Source organism: Zhongshania marina (assembly GCF_002915595.1).
GTDB classification, from domain to species: Bacteria; Pseudomonadota; Gammaproteobacteria; order Pseudomonadales; family Spongiibacteraceae; genus Spongiibacter; species Spongiibacter marinus_B.
On the sequence record NZ_PQGG01000003.1, the window covers coordinates 1 to 19,805 of the forward strand.

Annotated in this window: 14 protein-coding genes; 5 read left to right on the forward strand and 9 right to left on the reverse strand. The window is 51.5% G+C overall.

What is annotated here, in order from left to right; translation table 11 throughout:
- Window positions 1–203: 203 nt before the first annotated feature.
- Both C0068_RS00665 and C0068_RS00670 read right to left on the reverse strand, forming a co-directional pair.
- Window positions 204–686: a hypothetical protein gene (locus C0068_RS00665; protein WP_103682571.1), complete on the reverse strand. Its 483-nt coding sequence runs from the start codon at window positions 684–686 to the stop codon at window positions 204–206.
- Window positions 687–1,130: 444 nt separating this feature from the next.
- The gene (locus C0068_RS00670; RefSeq protein ID WP_103682572.1) at window positions 1,131–2,768 is read right to left on the reverse strand and encodes a beta-helix domain-containing protein; all 1,638 of its coding nucleotides are present in this window, start codon (window positions 2,766–2,768) and stop codon (window positions 1,131–1,133) included.
- A gap of 207 nt (window positions 2,769–2,975) precedes the next feature.
- Between C0068_RS00670 and argH the strand changes: the two genes are divergently transcribed.
- The 3 genes from argH (at window position 2,976) to C0068_RS00685 (ending at window position 8,727) form a co-directional block, all read left to right on the forward strand.
- Window positions 2,976–4,376, forward strand: a complete 1,401-nt coding sequence (argH, locus tag C0068_RS00675; RefSeq protein ID WP_103682573.1) for an argininosuccinate lyase — start codon at window positions 2,976–2,978, stop codon at window positions 4,374–4,376.
- Between the two features lie 199 nt (window positions 4,377–4,575).
- Entirely contained in the window at window positions 4,576–5,613 is a 1,038-nt protein-coding gene (locus tag C0068_RS00680; RefSeq protein WP_103682574.1) for an efflux RND transporter periplasmic adaptor subunit, read from the forward strand.
- A 3-nt stretch (window positions 5,614–5,616) separates the two neighbouring features.
- On the forward strand, window positions 5,617–8,727 hold the full coding sequence (locus tag C0068_RS00685) for an efflux RND transporter permease subunit (RefSeq protein ID WP_103682575.1): 3,111 nt from the start codon (window positions 5,617–5,619) through the stop codon (window positions 8,725–8,727).
- Window positions 8,728–8,814: 87 nt separating this feature from the next.
- On the opposite strand, the gene C0068_RS00690 is transcribed toward C0068_RS00685, so the two are convergent.
- The 4 genes from C0068_RS00690 to C0068_RS00705 all read right to left on the reverse strand — a co-directional run bounded on the left by C0068_RS00690 (window position 8,815) and on the right by C0068_RS00705 (window position 12,499).
- Window positions 8,815–9,216, reverse strand: coding sequence for a hypothetical protein (locus tag C0068_RS00690; protein WP_103682576.1), 402 nt, complete (start codon window positions 9,214–9,216; stop codon window positions 8,815–8,817).
- Between the two features lie 172 nt (window positions 9,217–9,388).
- The gene (locus C0068_RS00695) at window positions 9,389–10,477 is read right to left on the reverse strand and encodes a prenyltransferase/squalene oxidase repeat-containing protein (protein WP_103682577.1); all 1,089 of its coding nucleotides are present in this window, start codon (window positions 10,475–10,477) and stop codon (window positions 9,389–9,391) included.
- On the reverse strand, window positions 10,474–11,190 hold the full coding sequence (locus C0068_RS00700; RefSeq protein WP_103682578.1) for a class I SAM-dependent methyltransferase: 717 nt from the start codon (window positions 11,188–11,190) through the stop codon (window positions 10,474–10,476). The genes C0068_RS00695 and C0068_RS00700 overlap by 4 nt, the downstream gene beginning before the upstream one ends.
- Window positions 11,177–12,499 carry a glycosyltransferase family 4 protein gene (locus C0068_RS00705; protein ID WP_103682579.1) on the reverse strand — a complete coding sequence of 441 codons (1,323 nt, stop codon included), beginning with the start codon at window positions 12,497–12,499 and terminating at the stop codon, window positions 11,177–11,179. The genes C0068_RS00700 and C0068_RS00705 overlap by 14 nt, the downstream gene beginning before the upstream one ends.
- A 293-nt stretch (window positions 12,500–12,792) precedes the next feature.
- Between C0068_RS00705 and C0068_RS00710 the strand changes: the two genes are divergently transcribed.
- A complete protein-coding gene (locus tag C0068_RS00710; RefSeq protein WP_103682580.1) occupies window positions 12,793–13,182 on the forward strand; it encodes a hypothetical protein in 390 nt (129 codons plus the stop codon).
- 42 nt (window positions 13,183–13,224) lie between these two features.
- On the opposite strand, the gene C0068_RS00715 is transcribed toward C0068_RS00710, so the two are convergent.
- From C0068_RS00715 to tfpB, 3 genes are read right to left on the reverse strand one after another with little or no spacing between them, the layout of a single operon-like run.
- The gene (locus tag C0068_RS00715; protein WP_103682581.1) at window positions 13,225–14,151 is read right to left on the reverse strand and encodes a branched-chain amino acid transaminase; all 927 of its coding nucleotides are present in this window, start codon (window positions 14,149–14,151) and stop codon (window positions 13,225–13,227) included.
- 36 nt (window positions 14,152–14,187) lie between these two features.
- A complete protein-coding gene (gene glnE / locus C0068_RS00720) occupies window positions 14,188–17,109 on the reverse strand; it encodes a bifunctional [glutamate--ammonia ligase]-adenylyl-L-tyrosine phosphorylase/[glutamate--ammonia-ligase] adenylyltransferase (RefSeq protein WP_103682582.1) in 2,922 nt (973 codons plus the stop codon).
- A gap of 48 nt (window positions 17,110–17,157) precedes the next feature.
- Window positions 17,158–18,936, reverse strand: a complete 1,779-nt coding sequence (tfpB, locus tag C0068_RS00725) for a type IV pilus assembly ATPase TfpB (protein ID WP_103682583.1) — start codon at window positions 18,934–18,936, stop codon at window positions 17,158–17,160.
- Window positions 18,937–19,096: 160 nt separating this feature from the next.
- Here tfpB and C0068_RS00730 point away from each other — a divergent pair, with 160 nt between their 5' ends.
- The gene (locus C0068_RS00730) at window positions 19,097–19,774 is read left to right on the forward strand and encodes a TIGR00153 family protein (protein WP_103682584.1); all 678 of its coding nucleotides are present in this window, start codon (window positions 19,097–19,099) and stop codon (window positions 19,772–19,774) included.
- The last annotated feature ends 31 nt before the right edge of the window (window positions 19,775–19,805 follow it).

The following is a 19,805-nucleotide window of genomic DNA, read 5'->3' on the forward strand; positions in this document are numbered from 1 at the left end:
GGTATTACCAGCAAAGGCCCATGGCGCAGCTCCAAAACACCGGGGATTAATCAGGCATTATCCAATGCCTATTTAAAATCTCAGGGGTTGTACGAATTGCGCGATGGCTGGATCAAGCTTCACCATTCTTAGTGAAACGCCCTGTGCGGATCCGCATGCAGGGTGTTGTGGGGGCTGAGGGTTAGAGACCCTCGGCTACCCGATTAAGTTTTTTTGTAATATGCACGGATAATTTCCTTTGCTTTGTCCTGAGAAAGTGTTTTAAGTGCTAATTGGTTTAGAATTTGATTAGGTTCACTATACGAACACGTAACTACTACCGAGTATATTTCCTTTTTCGTGGCTAGTTCAGTGGTTTGACTGGAATAGCTTTGATAGATAGAAACAATACGCTCCCAAATTGCAATTTCATTTATTGGATTTTGATCACGTCTGAATCCATCTTCCCACTCCTCGTATGTAAGAGGGTACACTTCGGATAGATTTACCATGATAGATTCTATACGCGCTTTCATTTTCCCTTCGAAAGGTGCATGTTGATAATCGTTTTGCTGAAGCTGCGCGCTATCTGCCCAGTATTCTTTTCCCTCGTAACTGACACGCACCATTCCTGGACCGATTTCATCAGCCGGCACTACAGAAACATTTCCAGTTTCTACATCAATTACTTCAATATTTTCAGCCATTACTAATCCAGATAAAAATAAAAAAAGAGAAATGCTCGATACATGATTTTAAACTTAACAGTTTTATTATGAAGACTGGGGCCTTATATCACTTTGGCTCCCTATCTCCAGAATTGGATTTGGATTGACGTCAGAAACCCCATTTGTATCAAGGGGTTGATAGAATGTTGTGAAATTGGTCACTGATGTTAGCAAGACTCGTTCCCTCTATTACTTGTGAATTCCCTTTCTCTTGATCATATACCTGACTTATTAAAAATCAAACAGTTAGCGCCACGCATACCGTGATAGGGAGCCTGTGGCTCCTGAAAAAAGAAAACCCGTGATTATTCGACAGTGATTCAGCCCGCTAGGATGTTTGCGGGCGGTCTGAGATGAGAAGCAGCTTGTAACACTGCAAAGCGGCTTGCGGGTATATCCACACCCGCAAGTTGATGGCGGACATTAATTTACGGGGAAGTCAGTCCAGCCGTCTGTCCAACTGGCGGAGACGCCAGGACGCATAGCGCCGCGATAATTCGCCGCCTCATCCCAGAACTCGCCCTGCGGCACGGCAACGGCATTATCTTTTGCTGGAGATGACGCCGCCACCCGAAAATCTGGCTGACTCTCGCTTTGCGTCACTTTTAAAAACTGAGGATTCACGCCTAGGCTGGCGAAGCGTGAAATGTAACTCGCCTCATCAAAGCCGCCATCGTCATCCTGATCGGCAAGCTCCGAGGCAAAGAAGCGATTACCGTCAGCACCAATATTGGCGATCATCAGCCCGCCAAAACTCAGCTTGCCTTCGTCAATACGGGCGACGGTTTCCCTATCTTTAATGTCAATCGATTCACCAGAAAACCCAGCAATGACCACATTATTAAAATGACCGCCGGTGCCGCGGCGCAGTGTCATGGCGCGCTGATATTTTTCTAAGCTATTCATACTTAACAAGGTGACGTTATAGAGCGTTGGCTCAGAGACCGGCTCTACTTGATACGCGCCTTCGCGGTTATCCGCCTCAAAGGCATTATCTCCAATGCCAGCGTATTGCTGGATTTGCAAAAACTGTACGCGCCCCGTCCACCCCATATCCCAATCCAGCGAATCGTCCGCCGCGCCGGTAATTAAGATATGGCGCAGATCCACATTGCCGCCGAAAATTTCGATGCCATCATCTAAGGCGCGATGCACCTGCACATTGCGAACAATGGTTTTGCTGCCACAGCCGCCCAAGGTTAATCCGTTGAGCTCGTTATTAGCATAGACCTCAAAGCCGGCAAACTCGATGCGGACATATTCCAGCACCCCGCAATTATCCCGTGGGTCGGCGCCACCAAACATGCCCCGCGTATCGCCCGCATCTAAACCTTCTATCTGCGCATCTGCGGTATTTACCGGCGCATTCCCCAGCAATACCACTCCACCCCAGTCGCCGGCTTGACGTTTGCCTGCCGGCACAGAGCTGGTAAACACGATGGGTGCCTGCGCGGTGCCCCGCGCCATAATGCTGGCATCGCGGGTGACTAATAATGCACTGCCCGAGCGCCCCTGCACTGTGGTGCCCGGTTCAATCACCAATCGCGCCCCCGCTTCTACATACACAATACCGTCTAGCACCCAGACTTTATCGTTGGTCCACAGCTGCTCTCCGCGCAGCGAGCCGCTCACCAATTGAGTACCGCTCATGGCTCTGCTGATGTCTTTGCTAAATATCGCCGCGCCAATGGCGCCTAGCAATATAAGCACAGCAATCGCCAAAACCACATTGCGCATTGAGCGCTGGGGCGGCTTTTCGGAATTTGATTTATAGCCAACGGTTTCAGCAATATCGGGATTAATCACCGCTGGGCGGTCGTGACGACCGTGGGTTAAAGCACCACCGGTATTGATGCCCAATAGACCTATGCCCAGTTGGCGAATATCGGGGTTAGTGCTCACCGCTGCCTGTTCAATCAGCTCTTTGCGATAGGCGGGATCATTCAACAAGGTATTAAAATGAACGTAGCGCACACCCTTGTCGCCCTGCTTGTCGTAGGTTTTTTTAAGCTGCCAAAGCATCTCGACTAGCTTGGCGCGTGGGGACGTGACGTCGCTCATTCGACTTCCTCGGAATCACTGGGGCATTTTTAGGAACAGCAGTATGGCCAAGAAATATGACAGTGGTATTACCCGCAACACGCACACCGCAGCGGGAATTCGGCGGGGACGCCAAGCCCGCTAAAACTGCTATAATGGCGCCCTTTTCGGCGGTGGGTCGCAAACACATCCACGCTAGGCCAATTAGCAATACGGGAACACAGCGAAATGAGTGATAAAGAACCGAGCATCAAACCCTGGGGCGGCCGCTTCAGCGAACCCACCGATCAGTTTGTAGAGCGCTTTACCGCCTCGGTCAGCTTTGATCAGCGCCTTTATCACCACGACATTAATGGCTCATTAGCCCACGCTGCCATGCTAGAAAAAGTCGGTGTATTAACCGCTGCAGAGCTAGCTGATATTCAGCGCGGCCTTGAAGAAATTCGTGCAGAAATCCTCGCCGGTACCTTTGAATGGTCGGTCAGCCTTGAAGACGTGCATATGAATATTGAAGCGCGCCTAACCGACAAGATTGGCATTACCGGCAAAAAGCTCCACACCGGCCGTTCGCGCAATGACCAAGTCGCCACTGACATTCGCCTGTACGTGCGCGACGAATTAGCGCTTATTTGCAAAGAATTGAGCCGCTTACAACTTGGGCTGATCAATCTTGCCAAGCGCGAAGCCAAGACCATCATGCCCGGCTTCACCCATTTGCAAACTGCTCAGCCAGTCACTTTTGGGCATCATATGCTGGCGTGGAATGAAATGCTGGAACGCGACTTCAGCCGCTTTCAAGACTGCGGCACTCGCCTAAACCAATGCCCGCTAGGCGCCGCTGCACTAGCTGGCACCACCTACCCCATTGACCGCCATTACAGCGCAGAACTGTTAGGCTTTGAGCGCCCAACTGAAAACTCCTTAGATTCAGTAAGCGACCGCGACTTCGCCATTGAATTTGCCGCTGCCGCCAGTGTGTTAATGACCCATCTTTCGCGCTTTAGCGAAGAATTAGTGCTGTGGACCTCAGCGCAATTTAAATTTATTGAGTTGCCAGATCGCTTCTGCACCGGCTCATCGATTATGCCGCAAAAGAAAAACCCCGATGTGCCAGAACTCATTCGCGGAAAAGTCGGTCGAGTTAACGGCCACCTTGTTAGCTTACTCACGCTGATGAAGTCTCAGCCGCTGGCCTACAACAAAGACAATCAAGAAGATAAAGAACCCATCTTCGATATTATCGACACCGTAAAAGACTGCTTAAAAGCCTATGCCGACATGGTGCCCGCCATTACCGTAAACGAAGACGTTACCCGCGAAGCCGCCATGCGCGGATTTTCTACCGCCACCGATTTAGCAGATTATCTGGTACGTAAAGGTCTACCCTTCCGCGACGCCCACGAAGTGGTCGGTAAATCTGTTGCTTACGGCGTAGCTGAAAACAAAGACTTGTCTGAAATGACATTGGAAGAACTGCGCACATTTAGCAGCGACATTGAAGCGGACGTTTTCGATGTACTCACGCTAGAAGGTTCGGTAAACGCCCGCGATCACATTGGTGGTACCGCCCCCAAACAAGTTCTTGCCGCCGCAGAGCGTGCAGAAAATCGCCTGAATAAACGCAGCTAAATCTCCTGTTACACAACGGCGAATTACATTGATTCGCCACTACACCGCCAAGGCCTGAAACCTTGGCGGTATGTAAATTCCAACACTGTTTACAATTAAAATCGCAAAAAGATGATTAATCTCTGATCAGCCGTTACATTAGCCTGCGTATATAACTATTTTCAGCTAGCACCTCTTAGGTGTAAAACGGAGTGCCGTCTTGATAAGCGCAAAATATAAACTGCTACTCTGCAGCGGTATTGTTACCGCACTCGCAGCCTGCAGCCCCGCCGACAATACCACCGTCGCCGCTCGCCCCCCCACCGCCGTAAAAGTTAGCCCATTAAAAGCCGAACTTGTACAAAACCGCGTGCAGGCCCTGGGCACCTTGCTGGCCAAGGAATCAATTAACATTAGCAGCAACGTCACCGAAAAAATTACTGCGCTACATTTCGACGACGGCGACAAGGTAAAAGCGGGGCAACCTCTCATCACTCTGCAACAAGATGAAGAAGCGGCTCAACTTAGTTCTGCCCGCGCCGACCTTGCGGAACAAGAACGCGAGCTAGCAAGACTGAAGGGCTTGATCGCAAAACAATCTGCGGCGCAAACCGAATACGATCAACGCCAAACCGCCAAGCTCCGCGCCGAAAGTAAAATTGCAGAAATACAAGCGCTATTGGCCGAGCGCAATATTCGCGCCCCCTTCAGCGGCGTCATGGGGTTGCGTCAGCTAAGCCCCGGCGCGCTTGTTAGCCCCGGCACCAGTATTAGCACTCTAGATGATATCAGCGTTATGCGCCTAGACTTCCAACTGCCCAGTCTGGGCATTGGCGCCATTGCCACCGGCCAATCCGTCGTTGCCCACAGCGAGGCCTTGGGGGAAGATTTCGACGCCACTATTTCTGCCATCGCCACCCGCATCAACCCTGTCGATCGCAGCATTACCGCCAGAGCCCTGATTGATAATCCAGAGGGCAAATTAAAACCCGGCATGTTAATGCTAGTGACGCTGATTACCGACGAGCACGAGGCGGTGATGATTCCCGAATCTGCGCTGCAAAGTATTCAGTTACACCATTATGTGTGGATTATGACAGCTGAAAAAATAGCGGAGCGCCGCGAAGTGAAGCTAGGTATTCGCAAACCTGGCTTTGTTGAGATTCGCAGCGGTGCCAAGTCCGGCGAGCAACTTATTTATGAAGGCTTTAGCGCATTGCAAGATGGTGCCCCCGTTGCACCGCAGGGGAGCGATTAAGTTATGTTGCTTTCTGATACGGCGATTAAACGACCAGTCTTTGCGACGGTTATTAGCTTGCTCCTCGTCGCCTTTGGTCTACTCGCTTTTGAGCGCCTTCCATTGCGCGAATACCCCGACATCGACCCGCCGATAGTTTCTATTCGCACGGTTTACGTTGGCGCCTCAGCCGAGGTCGTTGAGTCCCGCGTCACCCAAATTATTGAAGATCGCATCGCCGGTATTGAAGGCATCAAAACCATTGATTCAAGTAGCCGCGACGGCTTTTCATCTATCAATATTGAATTCAAATTGTCGCGAGATATTGATGCCGCCGCCAATGATGTGCGCGACAGAGTATCTGGCGCACTTGCCGACCTACCCGAAGAAGCCGACCCGCCAGAGGTACAAAAGACCGACGCCGATGAACAGGTGATCATGTGGCTCAACTTAACCTCGGAAAACAGTAGCATATTGGCGCTTGCCGACTACGCCCAGCGTTATATCGTCGATCGCTTTGCCGTTATCGACGGCGTAGCGCGGGTGCGAATTAGCGGTGGCCCAGAATACGCCATGCGTATTTGGCTCAACCGCGAGTCGCTGGCCGCCCGCCAACTCACCGTGGGCGATATTGAAAATGCCCTGCGCCGCGAAAACGTCGAGCTGCCCGCCGGCACATTAAAATCGCTGGACCGCGACTTTGTCGTCAAAATTAATCGCCACTATCTCAGCCCCGCCGACTTTGAAGGCTTGGTGGTAAAACGCGATGAACAGGGCTACCTAACCAGACTAAGTGATGTTGCTAGGGTTGAACTAGGCGCAGCGGAATACCGCCAGTCGTTTCAAGGCAACGGCGTTCCCATGGTCGGTATCGGCATTGTAAAACAAAGTGTATCCAATACCCTTGCGGTGGCGGAGGCGGTTCACGCCGAGGCTGACAAAGTACGCAAAACATTGCCCGACGGTATTCAACTGCACTCCAGCTTTGACAGTTCGGTATTTATAGACCGCGCCATATCCGAGGTATACAGCACACTGTTTATTGCCGCCGCCTTGGTTGTGCTGGTTATATTTTTATTCTTAGGCGACTTTCGCGCCATGCTGGTTCCCGCCATTACGGTGCCGGTATCGCTCATTGCCACCTTCACTGTTTTGTATGCGCTGGGCTACACCGTCAATTTACTCACCCTACTTGCCCTCGTACTCGCCATCGGGCTTGTGGTAGATGACAGCATTGTGGTGTTAGAAAATATTCACCGCCGCTTACTGAGTGGCGAACCGCCGCTGGTGGCCGCGTATCGCGGCAGCCGACAAGTCGGTTTTGCCGTCATTGCAACAACAGCGGTATTGGTCGCGGTGTTTATTCCCATTAGCTTTTTAGACGGCGATGTTGGCCGCCTCTTCGGTGAGTTTGCCGTTGCAATGGCGGTGGCGGTAATGTTCTCTAGCATTGTCGCTCTCACCCTGTCGCCGGTTATATGTTCAAAGGTACTTAACCGCGACGCCATGCACGGCGGTCTCGCCAACTTTGTGGAAGGCCTGCTACATCGCATGGAAACTCGCTACGGTAAATTTTTGGCCGGCAGCATGAAGCACCCAATTATCGCCGCACTTGCCCTTGCGCTCACTATCGGCTCCTGCGTGTTTTTCCTGCAAAAAGTACCCGCAGAATTTGCCCCCAAAGAAGATCGCGGCGTGGTGTTTATGGTCATTCGCGGCCCCGAAGGCGCCTCTTATAATTACGTCACCCGCCAGCTAGCAGAGATAGAAAAGCGGCTGATGCCAATGGTAGACGCCGGCATTATTCACCGGCTTTTGCTGCGCGCCCCAGGCGGTCGCGGCGGCGCTGACGTCTATAATGAAGCCGTGGGTATATTAGTTCTAAAGCCCTGGGGTGAACGCCAGCCAGTCGCCGAGGTAGTCGGCGAAATACGCCAACGTTTAGCCGGCTTCACCGGCCTGAGTGTTTTTCCTATTACGCCGCAATCGCTGGGCGGCGGTTTCACCAAACCACTGGAGTTTGTACTTGGCGGCAGTAATTATGAAGAACTTGCCCAATGGTCTGAGCAGCTGATTAAAGAAGCCAAAACCAACCCAGGCTTATTAGGCATCGACAGCGACTTTCGCCAAACCAAGCCCCAACTTGCTGTGACTATTAATCGCGACCGTGCTGCCACCCTCGGGGTGGACGCCAGTGAAATTAACCGCAGCCTAGAAACACTGCTAGGCTCGCGACGGGTCACTACATTTATGATGGCTGGCGAAGAGTATGACGTTATCGTAGAGGGCGAACCCGACTCCCAACACAGCCCAGAGGACCTTAGCAATATATACGTGCGCTCAGCCACCACGGGAAATCTTATTCCACTTGGCAACCTAGTTAGCTTGCAGGAGCGCGGTGATGCTGCGGTACTCAATCGCTATAATCGTGTGCGCGCCATTACCATAGACGCTAACCTCGCCAATGGTTATTCATTGGGTGAAGCTCTCGCCTATATGGAGAATATCGCGACAGAGAAGTTTCCTAACGCAACCATAGACTTCAAGGGCGAATCGCTGGATTACCACGAAGCTGGCTACTCGGTGTATTTCACCTTCGCACTGGCGCTACTGGTGGTTTACCTTGTGCTTGCCGCGCAGTTCGAAAGCTTTGTTCATCCCTTTATTATTTTACTTAGCGTCCCCTTGGCAATCGCAGGCGCGTTAATCGGCCTTTACCTTGCTGGCCAAAGTCTGAATATTTACAGTCAAATTGCATTGATCATGCTAGTGGGGCTGGCTGCAAAAAATGGCATATTGCTGGTGGAGTTTGCCAACCAACTGCGCGATCAAGGCTTAGAATTTGAAGAAGCCATTTTACAATCCGCACGCCAACGCCTGCGGCCAATAGCTATGACAGCCATCACGACCATCATGGGCGCCATGCCGCTGCTACTGTCCTCTGGGCCCGGCAGTGAGTCCCGCTATGTAATTGGTATAGTGGTGGTATTTGGGGTCAGCTCTGCAACGGTATTGACGTTGTTTGTTATACCCATGGCCTATCGCCTACTCGCCAAAGGTAGCAAATCTCCGCACACCGTATCGCGGCAGCTAGAAGCTCAACTGGCGCTGCACGAGGACAAAGAACAAAATTAGAGGGTGGTAGTAATAGAGTAGAAACAAATGGCGGCTAACTATTGCAATGAATAATTAGCCGCCAAGAGTGGTGACGAAAACCTAATCTTATAAAGGCACGACAACAAATGGGATTGGCAGCGCGCCACCCAAAGATGGAGTAATTAGAGTGCCCCCATCCATAAGAAAGCCTGGCAGGCCAGCCGGATCACTACTCAACACACCCAAAATTGGAACAAGGTCCATCACCAAGGGCAAGCCCGTGCCTGTACCAATGTTAATCAGTGTTTGTGGATTACCCAGCAAAGATGTGCCTAAGGACGTTAGCGAGGTCAGTTGATCCAAGGGATTAACGGGTAATGCACCCAGCGGTAGGGCATCTAATCCGGGCAAGCCGCCACCTAATAAGCCACCCAAAACAGGAATACTATCAAGGCCAGGAACTTGAGCATGCGCAGTGGAAACACTGAGCATTGCGCCAGCTAAAATACTGAGGGTTTTTGTCTTCATGAATTCATCCTTTTCAATCGAAATCCGCATTTAAATTAGCGGAACTATTATTCTGCGAAATAACTATAACGTAATTTCAAAGGATGACAGTAAAACAATTGGCATTAGATATCTGTGATCTAATGCTCACTAGATAAGAGCGAAACCGAGATAAAACCTAGCGTTCGCGGGACTACAAAGACCGCATACGACCCGCCGCTGGCGCAATTTCCGCCCCACCATTTAAATCGAGAATACACACCTCTTTAAACAAGCGATGGGCTGCGGTGTGTTCCGTCAAGGCATCTGCAGCCAACAAGATAGCTGCCGCAGTCCAGGTTGGGCGCTCGTCTGGCCACAGCACGTCTTCTACAAATTGATAGCCCGTCCAGTATTCGCCGCTGGCCTCGCGCCATTGATGCAGCCAACTGTATACCATCACCGCACGGGCGTGATCACCCGCCGCCAGCAATGCCATCGTTAACTCACAGGATTCTGCCACCGTCACCCAAGGCTGATCTGCTACGCAGCGGCAGCCCAAGCCCTGCTCAACAAAATCGTCCCAGCGCTTTTGCAAATGCGCACTCGCCTTTGCGCTTGGAATCGCGCCGGTTAATACTGGATAAAACCAGTCCATTGAATAGCGGGATTTACTTTCCCAGGTGCGGTCAAAGCGCTCAGGTTTATTACGTAAGGCGTCACCCAAGGCGGTGCGGGCGTCTCGCCAATCGGCACGTGGCTCGCCAAGCACAACAGAAATATTTACCGCACACTCAAGACTTTTATAAATTGACGAGCAACCGGTAATCAGAGCGTCAGCCATTGGCTGCCCTTGTGCATTCACCGCCCAGTTTATGTCGCCATGACGAGACTGCTGCGCCAACACAAAGCTGATTGCGCGTCTAACGCAGGACCACATCTCGCGAAGGAAGGTTTTGTTTTGGGTGATCAAATAATGGTGCCAAATACCGGTTGCAATATAGGCAACAAAATTGGTTTCGCGGCGCTCTCGATTATCTACTTCACCGGCTCGATACGCTGCCCACCAACTTCCGTCTTCAAGCTGAGTATTTTTAAGCCAGCGATAGGCATTTTCTGCGGCGCCGTATTCGCCGCCGATACTCAAACCCATTGCCGACTCAACATGATCCCAGGGGTCGCAGTGCCCACCATCAAACCAAGGGATGCTGCCATCCGCCTGCTGAGCCCGCAGTAAAAACTCTACTGTTGGCCGGAAAAATTCTTGCGGAAACAGGCCCTTGCTTAAAAATAGACCGCTCATGCCGCCCCCGCCTTTTCAAAATACATGACAACAGACTTACCCAGTACCGGATTTAAGCCTGCTTCTAGGGTTCTAGTAAACAGTGGCCTATCCATCAAATCCCACACCAAAAAACGGTGGTACTGTTTAATAATGGGATTTGAGTCCTGGTTTTTCCAAAACGCGCACTTCAACCACCAATAGGGGGAATGCAAGGCATGTGCCCAATGGCGCCGATAAAAGCGAAAACCCAAGCCTTGGATTTGCTTACGTAATTCGCTGGCTTTAAATATGCGCAGATGGCCACCCTCGACCTTGTGGTAGGCCTCGCTTAAGGCCCAGCATATTTTTTCTGGCCACGCTCTGGGCACACTGGCGCAGAACAAACCGCCAGGCTTTAGTACCCGCTCAATTTCTTTTAACACTGAATGGTAGTCGGGAATATGCTCTAACACCTCTGAGCAAATAATTTTATCGAAGGTATTGTCGGCAAAGGGCAGTTGCATCGCGTCGCCATTGGCCAAGCCAAAGGCTTTATTGTCCTGCTCGGCGCTACAAAATTCAGTAAACCGGCTTTGCGCGGTCTGCAAATCTCGCAGACACAAATCAACACCAATCGCCGTTACATCTGCCTCCACATAGGCAGAAATCACATGACGACCTTCTCCGCAGCCTAAATCTAAGATTTTATCGCCCGCGTTCAGTTGGAAATGACGAAAATCAACTGTTTTCACGTTGTATTACCTGCCAGTAGTAGTCCGTCATTTGTTGCGCTGCGCGTGTCCAGCAGAACAATTCTTCAATACGCTTGCGACCTGCCACCGCTAATTCCTCCCGCCACGCTGGCGACGCCAACAGGGTATCTAACACCTCGGCTATAGCCTGGCTATTGCGCACCGGCACTTGAATCGCCGCGTCGCCAACCACCTCGGGTAAGGCGCCGCCGTCGGTAGAAATTAAAGCCGTACCGCAGGCCATAGCCTCACCGGCGGGCAGACCAAACCCTTCGTAAACAGAGGGCACTACAACCACCGAGGCTTCGTTGTAATACTTCACCAAGTCCTCGGTGCTGATGCCACTAACGGCGCGAATATGTTTGCCTAGACCTAGCTCGCGAATTAATTGACCACTTTCGCCATCTTCTCTCGGCTTGCCGACCAGCAGCAATTCGAGATTAGGATACTTAGGCAGCACCGCCGCCACCGCCTCTAGCAGATAGCGCATGCCCTTCAGGGGCTGATCTGAAGACACCGTAGCCATAATACGATTGGGATTTTTCTCGACATTGTCTAATGGCCTGAACTCTTCGGTGTCGATCCCGCAATGCACCAAGCTAATACCCGCCGGCTGAATGTCAAAGGCGGCGGCAATATCCATACGGGAACGCTCAGACACGGTCACCACATGATGCAGCTCACGGGCGACCTTGCGCTGCATGGTTAAAAAGCTGTGCCAGCGCCGAATCAACAGGCGTTCAGTCCAACTTTTCGCTGCGCTCAAGGCAATATTTAAATCACTGGTTATGGGGTGATGGATAGTTGTTACCAGCGGAAAACCCTGCTTTTGCAGCGCGAGCATGCCGTAACTTAGGCATTGATTGTCGTGGATAATATCGTAGTGACGGCCGTGCTTTTTTAAATACTTGAGTACCCGCCGCCCAAAACAATAGGGCTCCGAAAACGCACCCGTCAATTTGCCGGTCCATTCGTAAATATTCGTCAGCGAAGTGAGGTGATGAGGCCGAATTGAGCCTAGTCCCGTCTCAAATAAATTCATACCCGGCATTTTAATTAGCTTAACCCGCGGATCGAGGTGCGGATAAGGCTGACCTGAGATCACATCTACCTGATGACCGGCCTCAACCAAAGCCTTGCTTAAATATTTGAGATAGATCCCCTGCCCGCCGCCGTAAGGCGCACTGCGATAACCTAATAAACAAATCTTTAAGGCGCGCCTAGCTTCCACCTCGCGCAATGGGGTAACACTGGCCTTTAGTGGCTGTATTGGGGACGGGCTCGCAATAAGGGCTGGATCTGAGGGCATAAAACGGAGTCACTATTTATTCTGATTACTGTTATTCGGATGACTATCAATATAGCACCGAGGGATTCTCCTCAACTCGGAAACCTGTTGGGGTTGCCAAGGTCATACCACACGCAATTCCAGAGTCACGGGGCACAAAAAGACGAATACCGCCTCACTAAGTAACAGGATTCTAACCACGGGGTGAGTATAAATCCACCGACGATGCGCAAGCAAAGCCCGATCTAGCATTAAGACTTTGTCATGTTAAACTCACAAAGGCCCTAAAATTGCCCAAAGAGAATAAGACCTACATGCGTACAGACGCCATATTTTGCACGTTTTTTAGCCTCGTAATCGCTTTTACCGCCAGTTGCGCCAGCCAACCAAGCCCGCGAAAACCCATTGGTAAATTTGAAACCTCGATAAAAGCCGGTGATATTCGCCTTTTTAGTTACAGCCAACCGCTATTCCGCGAGAAAGCTCGCCCGATTACTGCAAGAAATAGACAAGAAGACGGTACCGGTAAACCGCGAGAAGACAGCGAATCGCAATTAAAACGTACTTTGCGCGACCTAGAGTTAGATCCACGACTGAAAGAATACTGCCCAGCGGGCTATGTCGTCATAGACCAATATGCGGTGTTAAATGACGTGGTAATTCGCGGGGAGTGCAGATACGGCAAAGAACAAGCCGCTAACTAAACGCCGCGGCGAGAGCTGCCACGGCGTTTATAAAAAGAGCCCTTAGCTAACTGGGGTCAACCATTCAGGAAACTCTTCACGACGACCTTTAACTTGGTCGAAGTACATTTTTTGCAGCAAATTAGTTACTGGGCCACGTGAGCCCGAACCAATTTTACGGCCATCTAACTCACGAATCGGCAGTACTTCTGCCGCCGTGCCGGTAAAGAAGGCCTCGTCCGCCACGTAAACTTCATCGCGGGTAATACGCTTTTCTTCCACTTTCAAACCTAGCTCATTGGCAAATTCAAAAATGGTGTTACGGGTAATACCGTCTAAGCAGCTCGTTAACTCAGGTGTATACAGTTTGCCGTTGCGAACAATAAACACGTTCTCGCCACTGCCTTCTGCAACATAGCCTTCGTTGTCTAACAACAGCGCTTCTTCGCAGCCGCTATCTAAGGCCTCGCGCAATGCCAACATCGAATTAATGTAGTGACCATTGGCCTTGGCTTTACACATAGAGATATTCACATGGTGGCGCGTATAAGATGAGCAGCGCACCTTGATGCCGTTGTCGCGAGCATCTGGGCTCATATAGCTAGGCCAATCCCAGGCGGCAACAATCACGTGCATTTTCAGATTGTCGGCACGCAGGCCCATACCTTCTGAACCGTAAAAACACATGGGGCGCAAATACGCTTCTTCTAAGCCATTCTCACGAACTACGGCGCGCTGTGCTTCATTCACCTGCTCTTTAGTCACCGTCATTTCCATACGCATAATATGCGCAGAACGGAATAGGCGGTCGGTATGTTCTTGCATACGGAATATGCAGGTGCCGCGGTCGTTTGTTTTGTATGCGCGAACGCCTTCAAAAACACCCATACCGTAGTGCAGTGTATGAGTTAAAACGTGTACCCGCGCATCGCGCCAAGGCACCATTTCACCATCAAACCAAATCAGGCCGTCACGATCAGCCATAGACATCGTGTGTTACTCCTCAACAAATTCAGGCAAATACCATTATGGAGACAACATCAGTTGCTGCCAGAAACGGCTTACAATTTCCCGCTCTGTACCCAATGCCGATTCGGCTATCAGCCCTTTTTGCTCTTGTAAGCTGAGGCGATGCGCCTGACTGCGGAACGCCTTGTAAGCGTCAACCAGTGTCCGGGTATCCGCTGCCGAAATCAGGCCCTGTTCAGACAGCGATTCCAGTATGCGAATATTATCAGTGTAGTATGTAAGCGGTGGGTGCTGTTGCGACCATGCTAAAACCGCATATTGCACCATAAATTCAATATCAACGATACCTCCAGCACCTTGTTTAATATCAAATTCCGCATTTTTATCGCTGCCAGACAGCAGATGATCACGCATTTTCTGACGCATGGCCACGACTTCGTCTTTAAGCACCAAAATGTCGCGCGATTTACAGAGAACCTCGGCTCGCAACTTGGCAAACTTTTGTGCCACATTTTCATCGCCGGCTACCGCACGCACTCGCACCAAAGCCTGATGCTCCCAGGTCCACGCTTGGCTATGTTGATAGTCACTAAACGCGGTAAAGGAGGACACCAGCAAACCTGAATTACCCGATGGCCGCAGTCGCATATCCACTTCATAAAGATCGCCCAAGCGAGTAGTCGCGGTGAGAATATGGATAATGCGCTGCCCTAGGCGGGTGAAAAATGTAGCTGCGTCTAGTGGTCGCGCACCGTCACTGACATTTGTTGAGGGCAAATCATGCAAAAATACGAGGTCGAGGTCGGAGCCGTAGCCCAACTCTAAGCCCCCCAGCTTGCCGTAACCCAAGATCAGAAAATGCCGCTGATCATCCCCCGCAGGGACTGGGCTGCCGTGTTTGTCGACTAAGTTTTGCCACGCGATATCAAGTACCGCATCCAGTACCACTTCGGCAATATAGGTTAAATAGTCGCTGACCTTCATCAGCGGCAAGCTGCCGGTGACTTCAGACGCCGCAACCTTTAGCACATGCGCTAGGCGAAAATAACGCAGCGCCTCCATTTGCGCCTCAAGATCATTATTCTCGATACGCAATAAGCGCTGTCGCAACTCGCTGGCTAAACCGGCCTTTTCTGGCACAGAAAACAGGCTATTGGCATCTAATAACTCATCTAATAGCACGGGCTGAGCGGCCAGCTGACGGGCAATCCACGGGCTGGCATCACACAGTTCAACCAAGCGCTTGCGAGCGCCGGGGTTTTCAATCAGCAGCACTAAATAGGCGGTTCGACGCAGTACCGCCTCGATCAGCGGAATTAAGCGCAGCAGGGTTGCCGCAGGCGACTCGGCATCGCACAAATCTTCTAAAATCAGCGGCAAGAAATCGTATAGCCGGTCGCGGCCACTGCCCTGCATCCGCAACACACTGGCGCCGCTTAGTAGCGCCACCAATAATCGCGCCGCTTCGTCGGCATCGTCGAAACCAGCCTCCTCCAAGGTTTGGCGCACCGAGTCTTTCTTTAGCTCATCCAGCATGGTTCGCCAGCGATTATTGCTGAGATGCTGGCCATCCGGCTCGGTCTCTGGTGGCGCAATAACATTGGCAAAGTGCGTCGCAACCCGCTGCCGGTGCTGCTCAAGCGCAGACAGGAAGGCGGCAACATCATCGCCAAAGCCCATCGAAAAACTCAGCGCCACCCGCGCTGGGTCGGCTTCTGGTAACTGCTGGGTCTGCTCGTCTCGCCACGCCTGAATCGCATGTTCGGTATTTCGCAAAAAGCGATACGCCCCTTGTAAATCATCAACCACCGACTCAGGCAGATAAGCCATTTTTGCCAACTCTGGCAAAATCGCCTGCAACTTCAAGGCCTGCAGGGCTGGCTCTTGGCCGCCGCGAATTAATTGAAAGCACTGGGCGATAAACTCGATTTCACGAATACCGCCAGAACCGAGTTTAATATTGTCTTGCAGATGCCGGCGCGCCACCTCGCGCTGGATCATAGACTTCATATCCCGCAGCGACTCAATCGCAGAAAAATCCAAATAGCGGCGATATACAAAGGGCCGCAGCTGGGTCAACAAGCGCTCGCCCTCACTACGATCACCGGCAATACAGCGCGCCTTAATCAGCGCATAGCGCTCCCAGTCCCGCCCCTGATCTTGGTAATACTCCTCCAGGGCGTCAAAGCTAATGACCAGCGGACCACTTTGCCCATAGGGGCGCAGGCGCATGTCTACGCGGAATACAAAACCATCAGCGGTGCGGGCGTCCAGCGCTTTAATTAGGCGCTGACCAAGGCGAATAAAAAACGCTTGATTGTCATCGCTGCGGGCGGCGCCAACGGTGCTTCCGGCCTGCGGATAGGCAAAAATAAGGTCGATATCTGAAGACAGATTTAACTCCCCCGCCCCCAACTTACCCATCGCAATCACCACCAATTGCTGGGGAGTGCCATCGGCTGAGCGAGGCTCACCGCGCTCGGCAACGAGTTGCTTATGCAAAAATGCCAGCGCCACTTCGACGCAGGCATCGGCAAGCGCCGACAAATCTCGCACCGTTTCTTCCATCGTCGCTAGGCGATTGAGGTCGCGCCACACAATGCGCAGCCAGTGGCGATTTCTAAAATCTCGCAGGGCCTTCGCCAAGTCGTCGGCATCAACGCACTCGGCACAGGCCGCACTCAATTCTTCATGCCACGCTTCATCCAGCAAGCGAACACCCAAGGCATTGTTTGCGACCAGATCCGGCAACCACGCGGGATGCCGCTCACACATATCGGCTAGTGCTGGGCTGCCGGCAAAAGCGCTTAGCAAATGCTGACGCTGATCAGACGCTGCGAACTCGGCGTACCAAGTGCGCTGATCGGCGTCGCAGCGATCCAATAACCGCTGCCAGCAGCGCTCTACCTCGCTGGCCAGAATTGCCGGCAGCTCTGCCTCCAAAATATCTAAACTGCGATGTTGGCTTGGCGCCGTCATTGTCACATCCTTACTCGGTATTATTTTCGTTACTGCCTACCACTAGGCTCAAACCGTCTGCACCGGTGGCGCCACCCTTAGCACTTCGGCAATGGTGGTTTCGCCCCTCGCCACTTTTTGAGCACCACTTAATCTCAGGGTTCGCATACCATTTTTCATGGCCATTCGCCGCAAATTGTCGAGTTCAACATCATCGCCTATCGCCGCTTGGATCTGACCCTCTACGGGTAAAATTTCATAGATACCCTGACGACCATAGAAGCCGGTATTGCGACACTCAAGACAGCCCGGCGCGTGATAAATTTGGGCGGGGGGGCTAATTTTCCACGGCGCGGTTAACGTCGTCCATTCGGTTTTATCTAAAGCAACCGGCTGCTTGCAATGCGGACACAGACTTCGGACTAGGCGTTGCGCCATCACACCAAGCACCGTCGCTCGGATTAAATACGCAGGAACACCCAATTCTAATAAGCGCGTCACCGCCGAGGGCGCATCATTGGTATGTAGCGTTGAAATGACTAAATGCCCAGTCAAAGCTGCTTGAATGGCCATTTCAGCGGTTTCTAAATCGCGGATCTCACCAATCATAATGATGTCAGGGTCTTGCCTTAGCAAGGCGCGCACGCCGCCGGCAAAATCGAGATTAATATTGTGCTGCACCTGCATTTGATTGAAGGCGTCTTCGACCATTTCAATCGGATCTTCAATGGTGCAGACGTTCACCTCACTGGTCGCAATTTGTTTTAAGCTGGAATATAAGGTGGTGGTTTTGCCCGAGCCGGTGGGACCCGTTACCAGCACTATGCCGTGAGGGGAGCGAATCAAGCCGTCCCAGCGCTGGCGATCTTCACCGCGCAAGCCCAGCTCGTCAAAGCTACGCAGCAAGACTTCGGGGTCAAATATACGCATGACCATTTTTTCGCCAAAGGCCGTGGGCAGAGTCGAAAGCCGCAGCTCAATTTCGTCGCCATGAGCATTTTTGGTCTTCAATCGGCCATCTTGGGGGCGACGCTTTTCCGCCACATCCATCCGCCCAAGTATTTTCAAACGGCTCACTACCGCCGTCAGCACCGTCGCCGGCAATTCATACACATTGTAAAGCACGCCATCGATACGAAAACGCACATTGCCCTGCTCGCGGCGCGGCTCAATATGAATGTCGCTAGCTCGTTGGTCATAGGCATACTGCAACAACCAGTCAACGATATTAACAACATGACCGTCATTCGCGTCCAGATCCTTGAGATTGCTGATCTCCAACAATTGCTCGAGATTGGTGTTTACCTGAGCGCCCCGCCTATTGTCGCCACTCGCCCCTCTAACCGATTTAGCCAAGCTGTAAAATTCAACCGTAAAACGGTCTATGGCCTCGGGGTCGGCAAGGACACGCCGAATAGGGCGACGCACAACCTGTTGTAAATCCTTCTCCCATGCATCTACAAAGGGCTCGCTACCGGCGATAACCACCTCTTGCTTGGACACCGCCACCGCTAAAATTCGATGTCGCTGGGCAAAAGCAAAAGACATCACCTCCGTAACCGCCGGCACGTCGATTTTTAAAGGGTCTATGCGCTGGGGAAGTTGCCCGCAGCTCGCCGACAACCACTCCAGCAATCGATCCATTGTTAGCACTCGACCGCTGCGACTGGCATCTGGTAACTGCTCAGCGGCGAGATAATTGAGAACGTGCTGAATTTTATCGCCAATACGTGGTGGATTAGGCCGCACACGCTTTGCCACCGACGCATCTAACACGCCGTCTTCTACAAGTTGGCGGATGATTGATGCGGCCTCTAACGGTCCGGCTTTATTGATATTGCTGTGCATATAAGCGTAAATCCTTGATCGTTATCGCTATCATTATGGCAAGTCATTAGAACTTAACAACTGTGGGAATGGATACCAGGGCGTTTATTCACTGGTGACGTTTGATCGAGGCCCGTATAATTCCGGCCACTTAACGTTCGACTACAACAGGAGTTGCACCGTGCCCCTAAACTCGCTTGGTAATTTATTTGGTAAATCACCGTTTGCGCCGATTCAAGAGCATATGAAGCAGGCGAAAAATTGCGCCGAAGCTTTAAAGCCCTTTATAAGCGCGGCAATGGAAGGTGACTGGGAAAAAGCCAGTGAAGCACATAGTGTGATTGTTGATCTTGAAAATGAGGCCGACAAACTCAAAAAGCAAGTGCGCTTGCAACTGCCAAGCAATCTGTTTCTACCAGTACCCCGCGCCGATCTTCTTGACCTTGTGAGCATGCAAGATCGCATTGCCAACTGCAGCAAAGACATTGCTGGGCTAATGCTGGGGCGGCAGATGAAAATCCCCGAACAACTCATTAAAACCATGGGCGAATACGTAGACTTGGCCATCGCCACCTCTGCCCAAGCCATGAAGGCCATTGAAGAGCTCGATGAGCTTCTGGAAACCGGCTTTCGCGGCCGCGAGGTCAAGCTCGTAGAAACGCTCATTGAAGAGCTAGATCGCTTAGAGCATTCAGCTGACAAAGTACAAATAACAATTCGCGCTGAACTCTATTTAATCGAAAAAGAATTACCGCCTGTTGACGTCATGTTCCTATATCAAACCATTAATTTGATTGGCGAACTGTCTGACAAATCACAAAAAGTAGGCTCACGTCTGCAAATCATCATCGCGCGTTAAACGCGCGATATTTTGCCTAGATAAGGAACTC

What these genes read in the sequence shown, in the direction of transcription:
- glnE (WP_103682582.1), bottom strand. Translation starts at nt 17,109, where the DNA reads ATGACGGCGCCAAGCCAACATCGCAGTTTAGATATTTTGGAGGCAGAG.
- C0068_RS00685 (WP_103682575.1), top strand. Translation starts at nt 5,617, where the DNA reads ATGTTGCTTTCTGATACGGCGATTAAACGACCAGTCTTTGCGACGGTT.
- C0068_RS00695 (WP_103682577.1), bottom strand. Translation starts at nt 10,477, where the DNA reads ATGAGCGGTCTATTTTTAAGCAAGGGCCTGTTTCCGCAAGAATTTTTC.
- argH (WP_103682573.1), top strand. Translation starts at nt 2,976, where the DNA reads ATGAGTGATAAAGAACCGAGCATCAAACCCTGGGGCGGCCGCTTCAGC.
- C0068_RS00665 (WP_103682571.1), bottom strand. Translation starts at nt 686, where the DNA reads ATGGCTGAAAATATTGAAGTAATTGATGTAGAAACTGGAAATGTTTCT.
- C0068_RS00690 (WP_103682576.1), bottom strand. Translation starts at nt 9,216, where the DNA reads ATGAAGACAAAAACCCTCAGTATTTTAGCTGGCGCAATGCTCAGTGTT.
- tfpB (WP_103682583.1), bottom strand. Translation starts at nt 18,936, where the DNA reads ATGCACAGCAATATCAATAAAGCCGGACCGTTAGAGGCCGCATCAATC.
- C0068_RS00670 (WP_103682572.1), bottom strand. Translation starts at nt 2,768, where the DNA reads ATGAGCGACGTCACGTCCCCACGCGCCAAGCTAGTCGAGATGCTTTGG.
- C0068_RS00715 (WP_103682581.1), bottom strand. Translation starts at nt 14,151, where the DNA reads ATGTCTATGGCTGATCGTGACGGCCTGATTTGGTTTGATGGTGAAATG.
- C0068_RS00710 (WP_103682580.1), top strand. Translation starts at nt 12,793, where the DNA reads ATGCGTACAGACGCCATATTTTGCACGTTTTTTAGCCTCGTAATCGCT.
- C0068_RS00705 (WP_103682579.1), bottom strand. Translation starts at nt 12,499, where the DNA reads ATGCCCTCAGATCCAGCCCTTATTGCGAGCCCGTCCCCAATACAGCCA.